The following is a 13,032-nucleotide window of genomic DNA, read 5'->3' as shown; positions in this document are numbered from 1 at the left end:
AGGCTCCCGAGCAGCGGAGCGACCCTGCCCCGCAGACCGAGAGGCGTGAGGACCCGATGCCGGCCAAGGCCAAGACCCTCCTGATCTGGCTCGTCGTGATCTTTCTGATCTACGCGATCGTGACGAGCCCGGACCGCGCTGCGGACATCGTCAAAGCGATCTGGGACGTGATCGCCAACGCGTTCGCCAGCTTCGGGGAGTTCCTCGCCAACCTGACCTCGTAACCGTGGTGTCGCCCGACGAGGCGGTCCGCAGCCACCGCCACCTGCGCCGATACGTCCTGCACCACGAGCGTGCCGTCTTCGCCTCGCGGCTGCACTGGGCGACGCTGCTCGAGCCGGTCCTGACGACCCTCGCCGCGACCGTCGTCGTCGCACTGCTGCACTCGGCGACCCAGGCGCCGGGCGTGTGGGTCCTGTGGCTGGTCCCGGCCGGCCGGCTGCTGCTGAAGTGGGCCGACTGGAACTACCAGTGGTTCGTCGCGACCGACAAGCGTCTGGTCCTCACGTACGGGTTCATCATCCACAAGGTCGCGATGATGCCGCTGACCAAGGTGACGGACATGAGCTACACCCGCACCCCGATGGGCCAGGTGCTGGGCTACGGCCGGTTCGTCATGGAGTCGGCCGGCCAGGACCAGGCGCTGAGCCGGATCGACTACGTGCCGGACCCGGACGTCACCTATCGCCGGCTCACCGACACGATCTTCTTCCCGACCAAGCCGGGAGCGAAGCCCGAGCCACCGAGGCCTCCGGCGATCGTGCCGACGGGTCCCCGCGAGTCGCGACCGACGACGGCGGAGCTCCCCACGGTCGCGCCGCCGGCCGGGGGCCGGCCTGCCACGGCGGGCTCGTCCGCTGACCACACGGCCACCGGCGACGGCCCGAGCGCCGGCGCCAGCACCGGGCACCCCGAGGTCGAGCCGTTCCCGCAGCCCGAGGGAACGCAGTCGACCCGGCAGCGTGCCCACCGTCGCACGTGGCTGCCGACGCGGCGCAGGGACGCCCTCTACGAGCCGCCGACGAGCAGCGGCGCGGGCCCGACGGTCCCCGACCCGTTCCTCTGACAGACCCGTCGAGACAGCAGAAAGGCCCGGTCCACGTGGACCGGGCCTTCGCTCGCTGTACCCCCAACGGGATTTGAACCCGTGTTACCGCCGTGAGAGGGCGGCGTCCTAGGCCGCTAGACGATGGGGGCCGGACGTGGCTCCGTCACCGGAGCCGGTACATCGGTCCGCCGGACGGACCGCTGCGTACCCCCAACGGGATTTGAACCCGTGTTACCGCCGTGAGAGGGCGGCGTCCTAGGCCGCTAGACGATGGGGGCCTGAGGTTCCTCGGAGCCGTCAGGCACCGATTCGCCGGTGAGAACTCTAGCGCACGCCGATCACCGATGAACGTTGGTCGGACGTGATGCCGAGCATCACGCTGGGGTACCAGGACTCGAACCTAGACTAAGTGGACCAGAACCACTCGTGCTGCCAATTACACCATACCCCATGGTATGTGGACCTGGCGGGACATATCCGGCTTTCACCGGTGGAACCCGTACGGCCCAACGACCCGAAACATTACCGGACCGACCGCCCGGATCCAAACCGGTTCCTCGGTGCCCTTCGTCACGTCCCACCAGCCATGCCTCGGCTCCGCCGGGCACCGCGGCGGGCTACCCGTGCTGACGCGCACGGCCGTCCCGTGGGACCCTGCTGCCATGCCGTCGACGCCCGACCCGCACTCGCACTCCGACCGCGCCGCCTCCTTCTCCACCAGGGCCGACGTCTACGCCCGCGTGCGCCCCTCGTACCCGGCCGACGCCGTCGACTGGATGGTCCCCCAGCAGCAGGCCCGGGTCCTCGACCTGGCCGCCGGCACCGGGCTGCTCACGCAGCGGCTGGCCGACCACGGCCACCACGTCGTCGCCGTCGACGCCTCCCGGCCGATGCTGGACGAGCTGACCGCCGCGCTGCCCGAGGTCGAGGCGCACGTCGGCACCGCGGAGGACGTCCCGCTGCCGGACGCGTCGGTCGACGCCGTGACCGTCGCCCAGGCGTGGCACTGGTTCGACCTGCCGCGTGCGGTCCCCGAGATCGCACGGGTCCTGCGCCCGGGCGGCACCCTCGCCGTCGTCTCGAACGACCGGGACGAACGCATCGACTGGGTCGGCCGCTTCGGCGAGATCCTGCACACCGGCGACACGCTCGCCCCGGACGGCGACCAGAGCGCCCGCCCACCCGCCCTGGACGAGAGCTTCGACGAGGCCGAGGCCGCGGAGTTCCGCTGGCTGCAGCACCTGGCCACCGCGGACCTGCGGGCGCTGGCAGGGACGCGCAGCTACCTGCTGACCGTCTCGCCCGAACAGCGCGAGCAGCTCCTGCAGCGGGTCGACGACCTCGTGGTGACACACCCCGACCTCGCCGGGACCCGCGCGATCGCCATGCCGTACATCACGACGGCATACCGAGCGCGACGGCGCTGAGCCGCCGGGCCGTGGCCGACGGCGTGGAACCGTCGCGCCAGACGACCCGCAGCCGCCGGGTCAGGTCCACGCCGTCGACGGGTACGGCGACGAGGCGACCGGCCGCGACGTCGTCGGCCACGGTCAGCCCCGACAGCACCGCCACCTGGCCGCCGTGCTGCACCGCCGCCTTGAGAGCGGACGTCGACCCCAGCGTCGGCAGGTGGCCGGGGATCTCCTCTCCCACGGACGCCAGGGCGCGTTCGAGGATCTCCCGCGTCCCGGAGCCGGCCTCCCGCAGGACGAGGCGCCCGCCGAGCAGCTCGCTCGGGCCCACCGCACGCCGTCGGGCCCACGGGTGGCCGGGGGCGACGACGGCGACGAGCTCGTCGTGCGCGACGGTCCGGCTGCGGAGCCCTCGTCGCACACCGAGGCTCTCGACGAACCCCAGCCCGGCGTCCCCCGCCAGCACCATCTCCATGACGTCGCTGGAGTTGCGCACCACCAGCTCGACGTCCGCCGGGCCCTCCTGGGCGGCGATGAGGGCCAGCCAGCGCGGCACGAGGTACTCCGCGACCGTCAGGCTGGCGGCTACCCGCAGCGCCGTCGTCGGCCCGGCGCGCAGCCCCACGACCGCCGCCTCGAAGCGGTCGGACGCCGCGACGACGTCCCGCGCCCACCCGGCGACCGCCTGACCCGTCGGCGTGAGCGCCGTCCCGCGAGCGCCCCGGGCGACGAGGTCGAGGCCGAGGCGCCGCTCGAGTCGTCGCAGACCGGCCGACGCCGTGGGCTGGGCGACCGCGAGGGCGCGGGCGGCCGCGCTGATCGAGCCGTGGGTGTCCACCGCGACGAGGAGCTCGAGCGTGGTCAGAGACGTGGTGGCCATAGCAGGAGTCTATGGATGGATCCCCACCTCGGCCTACCGGACCATCACGTCGGGGCCCAGGGTGGACACCATGACACGCCTCCTGCCAGGTATGGCTCTCGCCGGGTCCGCGACCGCCGTCCTGCTCGTCGCCGCACCCGTCCTGCTCGTCGCCGCACCCGCCCTGTCCCCGCTCGTGCTCGCACTGCTCATCGGCTCGCTCCTCGGCTCCTTCCTGGGTGCCCGGGCCCGTCGACGGCCGGACGGCGCGACCCGTCCGGCACGACTGCTCGAGGCCACCGCCCCCGGGATCGCCTGGACCGCGCGGCACGTGCTGCGGGCCGGGGTCGTGCTGCTCGGCCTCCAGCTCTCGGTCGGCGACGTCCTGGGCCTGGGCTGGCGCGGCCTGACCGTCGTGGCCACCACCGTGGTGGTGACCTTCGCCGCCACGCTGCTGCTCGGACGACGACTGGGGGTCACCCGCGACACGACGCTCCTTGTCGCCACCGGGTTCTCGATCTGCGGAGCGGCCGCCGTCTCGGCCATGACCGGCGTGCTCGACCGCGCCCCGGCACGCTCGACACCCGCGCTCCAGGCCCGACGCGCCGCGTCGGTCGCGACCGCACTGGCACTCGTCGCCCTGTACGGCACGGCGGCCGTCGTCATCCTGCCGTGGCTGGCCGGACTGCTGGGTCTGAGCGCCGCCCAGGCGGGTCTGTGGATGGGAGCGAGCGTCCAGGAGGTCGCCCAGGTGGTCGCGGCAGCCGGGACCCTGGCCGGGACGGCCGCGCTGGCCACGGCGACAGTGTCCAAGCTCGCCCGGGTGGTGCTCCTGGCTCCCCTGGTGGCCGTGGTCGGTGCTGTCCGGGCCCGCCGGGTCGCCCCGACAGCACCGCTGCCGGGAGACGGCGGGGCCGCCCGCCGCCCGGCGCCGGTACCCGGCTTCGTGGTGGGGTTCCTCGTCGCCGTCGGTCTGCGCAGCCTCGGGGTCGTCCCGCCGTACGTCCTCGACGGCGCGGCGAACGTCACGACGACGGCCTTCGTCGCGGCGATGTTCGCCCTCGGACTCGGCGTCGACCTGCCCACCCTGCTGCGCACCGGTCGGCGGCCCCTGGTGCTCGGGGCGTGCTCCGCCGTCGTGGTCACCGGGACCAGCCTGACCGCCGTCCTGGTGCTGACCTGACCGGTCAGCCGACCAGCGCGCCGCCGACCTCGTCCAGGCCGGGGGCGACGACCATCCCCGCCGCCCGCAGCGCGTCGGCGTCGACGTGACGCTCGTCCGCACGACGGGCACCGGGCCGATCGAGCCACACGCCGAGCAGCCCGGCCTCGTGGGCGGCGCGGGCGTCCGTCGTCGGCTCGTCGCCCACGTACGCCGTCCGCGGCGGGAGCGTCCCGAGCCGACGGGCGCCCTCGACGAAGACGTCCGGGTGCGGCTTGCCGTAGCCGAGGGTGTCGACGCCGACCAGCACCGGCACGTCCAGCCCGGCGGCGGCCAGCTTGCGCTCCTGCAGCTCGACGGCCGCGTTCGTCACCACGCCCACGGCGATCCCGGCCGCCCGCAGCTGCTTCACGAACGCCGCGGCGTCGTCGAACGCCCGCCACGACCGCTCGAACGTGCCCCAGAACAGGTCGTCCCAGGCGTCGAAGGCGTCCTCGCCGACCGGCGCACCGCCGAAGGTGCGGTGCAGCAGGTCCGCGCGGAGCCGACGCTGCGTGCGGGCGTCGGTCTCCCCCCGGGTGAAGCGCGCGTAGTGCCCGGCCGGGTCGGACCGCCAGTGGTCGAGCACCGCGGCGTGGTCGACGTCGCCGGGCAGGTGCGCCCGCGCGACCGCCGCGAGCGCCGTGGAGAACGCCGCCCGGGTGTCGACCAGGGTGTCGTCCACGTCGAGCAGGACGCCGTCCACCCGCGCGCCGACGGCGCCGAACGCCGTCACGAGGCGGCTGCCGGCGGGTTCTCGGCGAGGCGGGCCAGGGCGGCGTCGATGCGGCCGAGGGTGCGCTCGCGGCCGAGCACCTCGAGCGACTCGAAGAGCGGCAGGCCGATCGTGCGGCCGGTCACCGCCACCCGCACCGGCGCCTGCGCCTTGCCCAGCTTGAGACCGTGCCGCTCGCCCGTGGTGGCCACCGCGTCCTTGAGCGGCTCCGCCTCCCACGGCTCGAGGTCCGCGAGGACGGCCCGCACCTCGGTGAGCAGCTCGACGGCGCCGGGCTTCATGGCCTTGTTCCAGGACCTCTCGTCCTCGGCCGGGGCGTCCAGGAACAGGAAGTCGACGTTGTCGGTGATGTCGCTGAGCAGCGCGACCCGCGACTGCGCGAGCGGTGCGACGGCGGCGAACGCCGCGGCGTCGAACTGCTCCTCGGCCCACGGGGCGTGCGGGGGGCGCAGCCACGGCCCCACCGCGGCGACGAACTCGTCCACCCCGAGCGCCCGGATGTACTCGCCGTTGAACGCGGCGAGCTTCTTGAGGTCGAAGAACGCCGAGGCGGAGTTGACGTCCTCGATGCGGAACCGGGAGATCATCTCGTCGAACGGCAGGATCTCGTCGTCGTTGCCCGGCGCCCAGCCGAGCAGCATGAGGTAGTTGACCATCGCGGCGGGCAGGTAGCCCTCAGCGAGGTAGTCCTCGAGCGCCACCTTGTCACGGCGCTTGGAGAGCTTCTGCCGCTTCTCGTTGACGATGACGGGCAGGTGCGCCCACACGGGCGGCTCGGCGCCCAGCGCGGCCCACAGCAGCTGCTGCTTGGGGGTGTTCGACAGGTGCTCCTCGCCACGGATGACGTGGGTGATGCCCTCGTCCAGGTCGTCGACGACGTTGGCGAGCAGGAACACCGGGGACCCGTCGCCGCGCGCGACGACGAAGTCCTCCATGGCGTCGTTCGGGAAGACCGGGTTGCCGCGGATCAGGTCGACGACGCGGGTCTCGCCGTCGTCCGGCGTGCGGAAGCGCAGCGCACGGCCCGGAGCCTGCTCGAGGCCGCGGTCGCGGCAGTGACCGTCGTAGCCGGAGTGCGGGTTCCCGGTCCGGGCGGCGACGTCGTCGCGCGTGCAGTCGCAGTAGTAGGCGCGCCCGGCCTCGAGCAGCCGGGCGGCGGCGTCGCGGTGCTTCTGGACGTTGGCCGACTGGAAGTACGGCCCCTCGAACGTCGGGTCGTCGGCGTGCATGCCGAGCGCGGCGTGCGCGGCGAGGATCCCGTCCACCCACTCGGGCTTGTTGCGCGAGGCGTCGGTGTCCTCGATCCGCAGCACGAACGTGCCGCCGGTCTGCTTGGCCACGGCCCAGTTGAACAGCGCGGAACGCGCGCCGCCCACGTGGAACATGCCCGTGGGGGACGGGGCGAAGCGGACACGGACCGGGGAGGAGGTGGTAGTACCTGCAGCGACATTCACGGGTCCAGGGTAGTGGCCCGACGGCGCACGCTCACGGGGCCCGGCAGCACAGGAGATCAGACCTCGCGGCGCACCACGGGGTTGGCGAGCACGCCGATCCCCTCGACCTCGCACTCGACACGGTCGCCGTGGTCGATGCCGCCGACGCCTGCGGGCGTGCCGGTGAGCAGCACGTCACCGGGCAGCAGCGTCATCGCCTTCGAGGCGTACGAGACCAGGTGGTCGACGTCGAAGATCATCTCGCTGGTCCGCCCGTCCTGCTTGAGCTCGCCGTTGACGCGCGAGCGCACCCCGACGTCCTCGACGTCCAGGTCGGTCTCGATCCAGGGCCCCAGCGGGCAGGAGGTGTCGAACCCCTTGGCGCGCGCCCACTGGTCGTCGGTGCGCTGGGCGTCGCGGGCGGTGACGTCGTTGGCCACGGTGTAGCCCAGCACGTAGGCCCGGGCGTTCTCCGGCTCGACGTCCTTGCACACGCGCGACACGACGACGGCGAGCTCGGCCTCGTACGAGACCTCGCGGGTCCAGTCGGGCAGCACGACGGGGTCGTCGGGGCCGACGACGGACGTGTTGGGCTTGAGGAAGAGCAGCGGCGCCGTCGGGGGCTCGCCACCCATCTCGCGGACGTGGTCCAGGTAGTTGCGGCCCACGGCCACGACCTTGGAGCGCGGTATCACCGGCGCGAGCAGCCGGACGCCGTCGCCGAGCTCGATCCGCTCCCCCGTCGGCATGGCCGGCATGGAGAGCGGGTCGCCGCTCAGCACGGCCAGGTAGGTGGTGTCCCCCTCGGTCTGCACGAAGGCGAAGCGGGGGTCGTCGCCGGTGGTGAATCTCGCGATGCGCACGGGTCCAGGCTAACCGGACCACGGACCGGCACCCGGATACCGACATTTCACCCGCGCCGATCGGCCGGTGCCGGGCGGGGGGCCGGTAGCCTGCAGCGTTTCCATCCCCCGACGAAGGACCCCGCATGAGCACGCCCTCGTTCGACGCACCGACCCCGCCGACCCCGCCTCCCGCACCCGCCCCGTACACCGACGGCGCCCCGGCAGCGCCGGTGGCCGGCCCGCCCCACCCCGGCTACCCCACGCCGCCTCCCGGGCAGCCGCCGATGCCCGGCCAGTACGGCCCGCAGCAGCCGCGGCCGGCGTCCGAGCGCAAGGGCCTGGCGATCACGGCGCTCGTCCTCGGCATCGTCGCCCTGCTCGGCTGCTGGATCCCGTTCCTCAACGTCGGGTCGGTCGTCATCGGTCTGGTCGGTGTCGCGCTGGGCATCGTCGGTGCCGTGAAGGCCGCCAAGGGCACCGCCGGCGGCAAGGCGATGGCGATCGTCGGCACCGTGCTGTCCGCGCTGGCGATCGTGCTCTCGATCGTCGTCTCCGTGGCGACCGCCTCCTTCGTGTCCACGGCCGTCGACGAGCAGACCGCGGCGCTCGAGCAGAGCCTCGAGGAGGCCGGGGTCGACCCGGAGGAGCTGGAGGCACTGACCTCGGACGAGGTCGTCGACGGGATCACCGAGGAGGCGCCCGCCGAGGCCGAGGTGGCGGAGGACGAGCCGGTGGAGCCGGCCGAGGAGGAGGCCCTTCCGGACGAGAGCGCCGGACAGCAGAACGCCCGCGAGAGCGCACGGTCCTACCTGGACTACACGGCTTTCTCGAAGTCCGGGCTGGTCGAGCAGCTCGAGTACGAGGGGTTCTCGACCACGGACGCCGAGTACGCGGTCGGCGCCGTCGAGGTGGACTGGAGGGAGCAGGCCGCCCTGAGCGCCGCGTCCTACCTGGACTACACGGCCTTCTCGCAGTCCGGGCTGGTCGAGCAGCTCGAGTACGAGGGGTTCACCACCAAGCAGGCCGAGCACGGCGTCGACACCCTCGACGCCGACTGGATGGAGCAGGCCGCCCTGAGCGCCGCGTCCTACCTCGAGCACACGTCGTTCTCCCGCTCCGGGCTCATCGGACAGCTGGAGTTCGAGGGGTTCACCACCGAGCAGGCCGAGCACGGGGCCGACGCGGCAGGACTGTGAGCCGTCCCCGGGGCTGAGCGCTACGCGCCGGCCGGTACGGTGCCGGCCGGCACCGTACCGGCCAGCACCGTGTCGCACACGTCGAGCAGCCGGGCGCGCAGCACCTGTGCGCGCACGGCGAGGCCTCGCTGGCGGCGCACGTACTCCGCCTTGCCCGCCGACGTCTCGATCGCCACCGCCTCGACGCCGTACGACGAGACGTCGTACGGGGACGCCGCCATGTCGGTGTACCGGATGTCGCGCGCCAGCTCGAAGGCGTCCAGCAGGAGCTCGCCAGGCACCGCCGGGCCCAGCTTCAGCGCCCACTTGTACAGGTCCATGTTCGCGTGCAGACATCCCGGCTGCTCCATCGCGACCTGGCGCTCGCGGGTCGGACGCAGCTGGTTGACCTCGCGGGCCTCCGGGGTGAAGAACCGGTAGGCGTCGACGTGCGAGCACCCGACCCGGTGCGACTCCACCACGGCGTCCGTCCCGTCGTGCCCGAGGCGCAGGGGCAGGGGGTGGCGCTGGTCGCGCCCGGCCGCCGCGTCGCGGTAGACCATCGCCCACTCGTGCAGGCCGAAGCAGCCGAACGTCCCCGCACGGGCCGCCGTCGCGCCGACCAGCGCACGCACGTACCGCACCGCGTCGCCGCGGTCGGCGAGGAACGCCGCGACGTCGAGCGTGGCACCGGAGGCACCGTCGGGCAGCACCACGGTGCTGTACCACCGCCAGGACGCGTGCTCGCGCGCGTCCGCCAGCACACGACCGGCACCCGGGTGCCAGCGGCGCAGGTGGCTCACCCGGGTGGGGTAGTAGGTGAACAGGAAGTCCTCGATCGCGTGCTTCTCGCTCCGGTCGCGAGCCGCCCGCCAGACGGCCGTCAGGGCGTCCGCGCGCGCCGCGTGGGCCGCGGCCCGGCCCGGCCACGCGGGCACGACGCCGCCACCGGGCGCACGCTCGGCGGCTCGCTCGGGGGCGGTGGGGGCGGGACCTGTCACCCGGCCAGGGTAGGCGGCGAGACGTATGATCGAAGGGACGGGAGGTGGTGACCATGGCCACCATCGGGACGCAGTCGGACCTCGAGCCGGAACAGGACGGCGTCAAGCCCACGCCGCACGTGCCCCAGGACACCTGGATCCAGCAGCACGGCCCGGCCGTCGGGCTGCTCGTGGGCCTGTCGGCGCTGATGTGGACGCTGCTGCGGTACGCCGGCTGAGAGCGCACCGCGGGACCGGTCGCCGCGGCTAGGGTGCCAGGCATGGCAACCTTCCCGTTCCGTCAGGTGGACGTCTTCGGCGCCGGTCCGCTCTCCGGCAACCCCGTCGCCGTCGTGCACGACGCCGACGGCCTGACCGACGAGCAGATGGCCGCCTTCGCGCGGTGGACGAACCTGTCCGAGACGACGTTCCTGCTGCGGCCCACCCAGCCCGGTGCCGACTACCGCGTGCGCATCTGGACGCCGGGCGGCGAGCTCCCGTTCGCCGGGCACCCGACGCTCGGCACGGCCCACGCGTGGCTGGAGGCGGGAGGTGTGGCAGCCTCGGCGGCCGCCGTCGTGCAGGAGTGCGAGGTCGGGCTGGTGACCGTGACCCGGGCGGCCGACCGGCTCGCGTTCGCCGGTCCGCCGCTGCTCCGATCGGGGCCGGTCGCCGACGACGACCTCGAGCGGATCGTGCACGCCCTGCGGATCGCCCGCACCGACGTCGTCGACGCCGCCTGGGTCGACAACGGCCCCGGCTGGGTGGCGGTGCGGCTGCGGGACGCCGACGCGGTCCTCGCGCTGGAACCGGACTTCGGCGCGTTCGGCGGCCTCGACATCGGTGTGGTCGGTCCGTACGCCCCGGGTCGGTGCGACGCCGACGTCGAGGTGCGCGGGTTCGTCCCCGGCATCAGCGTGCCGGAGGACCCGGTCACGGGGTCTCTGAACGCCGGTCTGGGCGAGTGGCTCGCCGGGTCCGTGCTGCCGGACGCCTACGTCGCGTCGCAGGGCACGGTGCTCGGCCGGCGGGGGCGCGTGCACGTGCGTCGGGACGAGGACGGGACCGTGTGGGTGGGCGGTTCGACGGCGACCACGGTGCGCGGCGACGTGTCCTTCTGACGCGGGGACACGACGGGTCTGGTCCCGGTGACGGCGTCTCAGGTGGCCGGGCGGTCGGTCCTCGGCGGCGGGGCGGCGCGCCGCGCGACGGCGGAGAGCACGCGTTCGAGCGGTCCGCGTCCGAGCACGGCTCGCCAGGCGGTCGCCGCGACGAGCGTCACGAGAACCAGGAGGAGCAACGGACCGTTGGTGGTCGAGCCCACGAGGTCCCACCACCAGATCGCGACGATCTGCAGCGAGTACACCGTCAGCGCCATCGACCCGACCGCGGCGAGCGGCGCGAGGGCCCAGGCGCCGACGCGTCGGGCGTACAGGCACCCGCCGAGGACGGCCGCGGCGAACCCGCCGGAGCCGAGCACCTCGAAGAACGTGTCGTGGTGGGGCCCCGCCTGGGAGAGGTACCACGCGGCCGACTCCGGCGTGAACCTGTCCATCAGCCAGGCCGACGCGAGGTAGCCGACGGCCGTGGCGGCGAGCCCGCCGCGCACGAGCCACCCCCGCACGCGGGCCGAGCCCAGGTCGGAGCGTCCGATCGCCATCCCGGCGAGGACGTAGGCCATCCACACCACGGCGGGGTAGTGGCCGGTCAGCAGGAAGTCCGTCACGGCCCCCGACCCGTCGCGGGGCGTCCGGAGCCCGCAGTCGACCAGGAGCTCCGGGCCCCGGTACGCGAGCGGCGGTCCCGCGACGGCCACCACGGCGGCGGCCAGCGCCAGACGGCGGGGACCCCAGCGCAGGAACGGCAGCGCCAGCACGAAGTAGCCGGCATAGAACCCGAGGATCAGGAGCACGCGGGTGCCGAGCAGGTCGAGGAGAGCGACGAGCGCGAGCAGCAGCACCGCACGGACGAGCAGCCGTGCCCGGGCGTGCACCAGCGCGTCACCCGCGAGCGGGCGAGCGCCGCCGGTGACGATGCCGAGCGAGACGCCCGCGACGAGGGCGAACAGGACGGACGAGCGGCCGTCGGCGATCGCGAGCCATGCCGTCGACCCCTCCGCGACGCCCACGTGGGCCGCGAACATGCCCAGGACGGCGAGACCGCGCGCGACGTCGACGCCCACGACGCGCCGGTCCCCGCCCCGCAGGCGTCGCCCGGCACGTCGCAGACGAGGTGCGCGACGCCGGACCGTGGCGGGGGCGCCGTCGTCGGGGGCGCCGTCGTCGGAAGTCATGCGCCGATGATCCCGCAGCGTCCGGCTCGTGAGAACAGGGTGTCTCGGCGCGGCGTGATGACTAGGTTGTGCTCATGAGCGATCAGTCGATGGAGTCCGAACCCGAGTTCCCGGACGCACCCAGCTTCGGCAGCCCGTCGGACGGACCGAACGGCAGCGCCTCCGACGAGCCGCACGGCGCGGCGCTCTCCGACGCGATCGAGGCTCCGAGCACCCACCAGACGGTGCCGAGCCAGGAGTCCGAGTCCTACACGCACGGGCACCACGAGTCCGTCCTGCGCGCCCACCGGGCGCGGACCGCGCAGAACTCGGCGGGCTTCCTGCTCCCCCACCTGCGCGACGACATGCACGTGCTGGACGTCGGCTGCGGGCCGGGCACCGTCACCACCGACCTCGCCCGCATCGTCGCGGGCGGGGAGGTCGTGGGGGTCGACGCGTCCGAGACGGTGCTGGACGCGGCCCGCTCGCACGCCGAGGCTCTCGGCGCCGGCAACGTCGGGTTCCAGCAGGCCAACGCCTACGAGCTCCCGTTCGACGACGACACCTTCGACGTCGTCTACGCACACCAGCTCCTGCAGCACCTGTCCGACCCGGTCGCCGCGCTGCGCGAGATGAAGCGCGTCGCCAAGCCAGGCGGACTCGTGGCGGTGCGCGACGCGGACTACGCGGCCATGGCCTGGTACCCCGAGTCGGCGGGCCTGACCGAGTGGAACACGCTCTACCACGAGGTGACGCACGCCTACGGGTTCGAGCCGGACGCCGGGCGCCGGCTCTTCTCCTGGGTGCTCGACGCCGGGTTCGACGTCGCCGGGACCGTGCCGAGCGCGTCGTCGTGGTGCTACGCGACACCCACGGACCGCGAGTGGTGGGGTCAGCTCTGGGCGGAGCGCTGCGTGGAGTCGAACTTCGCCGTCCAGGCGGTCGAGTCGAACCTGGCCGACGACGTCGCCCTCGAACAGCTCGCGCAGGACTGGCTCACCTGGGCGCACTCGCCGGACGGCTGGTTCGCGATCCTGCACGGCGAGGTGCTCACCCGCGCCTGAAGATCCC

Annotated in this window: 14 protein-coding genes and 3 tRNA genes; 8 read left to right on the top strand and 9 right to left on the bottom strand. The window is 73.6% G+C overall.

The features are described 5' to 3' along the window. The first annotated feature begins 56 nt into the window (after nt 1-56). Nucleotides 57-224 (top strand): hypothetical protein, encoded by a 168-nt coding sequence (locus tag UQW22_RS11940; protein WP_165800019.1) that lies wholly within the window; start codon nt 57-59, stop codon nt 222-224. A 2-nt stretch (nt 225-226) separates the two neighbouring features. Then, nucleotides 227-1,066, top strand: coding sequence for a PH domain-containing protein (locus UQW22_RS11935; RefSeq protein ID WP_407317188.1), 840 nt, complete (start codon nt 227-229; stop codon nt 1,064-1,066). 58 nt (nt 1,067-1,124) lie between these two features. Here UQW22_RS11935 and UQW22_RS11930 read toward each other — a convergent pair. The 3 genes from UQW22_RS11930 to UQW22_RS11920 form a co-directional block, all read right to left on the bottom strand. After that, a tRNA-Glu gene (locus UQW22_RS11930) sits at nt 1,125-1,197 on the bottom strand. Between the two features lie 56 nt (nt 1,198-1,253). Further along, nucleotides 1,254-1,326: transfer RNA gene (locus UQW22_RS11925), tRNA-Glu, on the bottom strand. Between the two features lie 101 nt (nt 1,327-1,427). Continuing rightward, nucleotides 1,428-1,499, bottom strand: a tRNA-Gln gene (locus UQW22_RS11920). Nucleotides 1,500-1,710: 211 nt separating this feature from the next. Here UQW22_RS11920 and UQW22_RS11915 point away from each other — a divergent pair. Beyond that, nucleotides 1,711-2,475, top strand: coding sequence for a class I SAM-dependent methyltransferase (locus tag UQW22_RS11915; RefSeq protein WP_407317187.1), 765 nt, complete (start codon nt 1,711-1,713; stop codon nt 2,473-2,475). On the opposite strand, the gene UQW22_RS11910 is transcribed toward UQW22_RS11915, so the two are convergent. Beyond that, nucleotides 2,444-3,340 carry a LysR substrate-binding domain-containing protein gene (locus UQW22_RS11910; RefSeq protein ID WP_407317186.1) on the bottom strand — a complete coding sequence of 299 codons (897 nt, stop codon included), beginning with the start codon at nt 3,338-3,340 and terminating at the stop codon, nt 2,444-2,446. The two genes, UQW22_RS11915 and UQW22_RS11910, sit on opposite strands and share 32 nt — an antisense overlap. A 70-nt stretch (nt 3,341-3,410) precedes the next feature. Here UQW22_RS11910 and UQW22_RS11905 point away from each other — a divergent pair, with 70 nt between their 5' ends. Beyond that, nucleotides 3,411-4,502 carry a YeiH family protein gene (locus tag UQW22_RS11905; RefSeq protein WP_407317185.1) on the top strand — a complete coding sequence of 364 codons (1,092 nt, stop codon included), beginning with the start codon at nt 3,411-3,413 and terminating at the stop codon, nt 4,500-4,502. Between the two features lie 4 nt (nt 4,503-4,506). On the opposite strand, the gene UQW22_RS11900 is transcribed toward UQW22_RS11905, so the two are convergent. Genes UQW22_RS11900 through UQW22_RS11890 form a run of 3 tightly spaced genes read right to left on the bottom strand, consistent with a single transcriptional unit; the run spans nt 4,507 to nt 7,552 of the window. Continuing rightward, complete coding sequence (locus UQW22_RS11900) at nt 4,507-5,256, bottom strand: HAD family hydrolase (RefSeq protein WP_407317184.1); 750 nt, start codon at nt 5,254-5,256, stop codon at nt 4,507-4,509. Next, nucleotides 5,253-6,710 (bottom strand): glutamate--tRNA ligase, encoded by a 1,458-nt coding sequence (gene gltX / locus UQW22_RS11895; RefSeq protein ID WP_407317183.1) that lies wholly within the window; start codon nt 6,708-6,710, stop codon nt 5,253-5,255. The genes UQW22_RS11900 and gltX overlap by 4 nt, the downstream gene beginning before the upstream one ends. A gap of 56 nt (nt 6,711-6,766) precedes the next feature. Next, nucleotides 6,767-7,552, bottom strand: a complete 786-nt coding sequence (locus tag UQW22_RS11890; RefSeq protein ID WP_407317182.1) for a fumarylacetoacetate hydrolase family protein — start codon at nt 7,550-7,552, stop codon at nt 6,767-6,769. A 125-nt stretch (nt 7,553-7,677) separates the two neighbouring features. Here UQW22_RS11890 and UQW22_RS11885 point away from each other — a divergent pair, with 125 nt between their 5' ends. Beyond that, complete coding sequence (locus UQW22_RS11885; RefSeq protein ID WP_407317181.1) at nt 7,678-8,730, top strand: Ltp family lipoprotein; 1,053 nt, start codon at nt 7,678-7,680, stop codon at nt 8,728-8,730. Nucleotides 8,731-8,750: 20 nt separating this feature from the next. Here the strand turns inward: UQW22_RS11885 and UQW22_RS11880 are convergent, their stop codons facing one another. Continuing rightward, on the bottom strand, nt 8,751-9,647 hold the full coding sequence (locus UQW22_RS11880) for a 3-methyladenine DNA glycosylase (protein ID WP_407320806.1): 897 nt from the start codon (nt 9,645-9,647) through the stop codon (nt 8,751-8,753). 116 nt (nt 9,648-9,763) lie between these two features. Here UQW22_RS11880 and UQW22_RS11875 point away from each other — a divergent pair, with 116 nt between their 5' ends. Together UQW22_RS11875 and UQW22_RS11870 are read left to right on the top strand one after the other, a co-directional pair. Next, a complete protein-coding gene (locus UQW22_RS11875) occupies nt 9,764-9,928 on the top strand; it encodes a hypothetical protein (RefSeq protein ID WP_407317180.1) in 165 nt (54 codons plus the stop codon). Between the two features lie 42 nt (nt 9,929-9,970). Next, a complete protein-coding gene (locus UQW22_RS11870) occupies nt 9,971-10,810 on the top strand; it encodes a PhzF family phenazine biosynthesis protein (RefSeq protein WP_407317179.1) in 840 nt (279 codons plus the stop codon). Nucleotides 10,811-10,848: 38 nt separating this feature from the next. Here UQW22_RS11870 and UQW22_RS11865 read toward each other — a convergent pair whose 3' ends face one another. Next, entirely contained in the window at nt 10,849-11,982 is a 1,134-nt protein-coding gene (locus tag UQW22_RS11865; RefSeq protein ID WP_407317178.1) for a heparan-alpha-glucosaminide N-acetyltransferase domain-containing protein, read from the bottom strand. A gap of 74 nt (nt 11,983-12,056) precedes the next feature. On the opposite strand from UQW22_RS11865, the gene UQW22_RS11860 reads away from it, so the two are divergent. Beyond that, nucleotides 12,057-13,025, top strand: a complete 969-nt coding sequence (locus UQW22_RS11860; protein WP_407317177.1) for a class I SAM-dependent methyltransferase — start codon at nt 12,057-12,059, stop codon at nt 13,023-13,025. Nucleotides 13,026-13,032: the final 7 nt, after the last annotated feature.

The sequence above is a fragment of the Isoptericola halotolerans genome (genome assembly GCF_045689585.1).
Lineage (GTDB): Bacteria > Actinomycetota > Actinomycetes > Actinomycetales > Cellulomonadaceae > Isoptericola > Isoptericola halotolerans_B.
The sequence above is the reverse complement of the archived record's forward strand: the minus strand, read 5'-3'. Positions and strand labels throughout refer to the sequence as shown.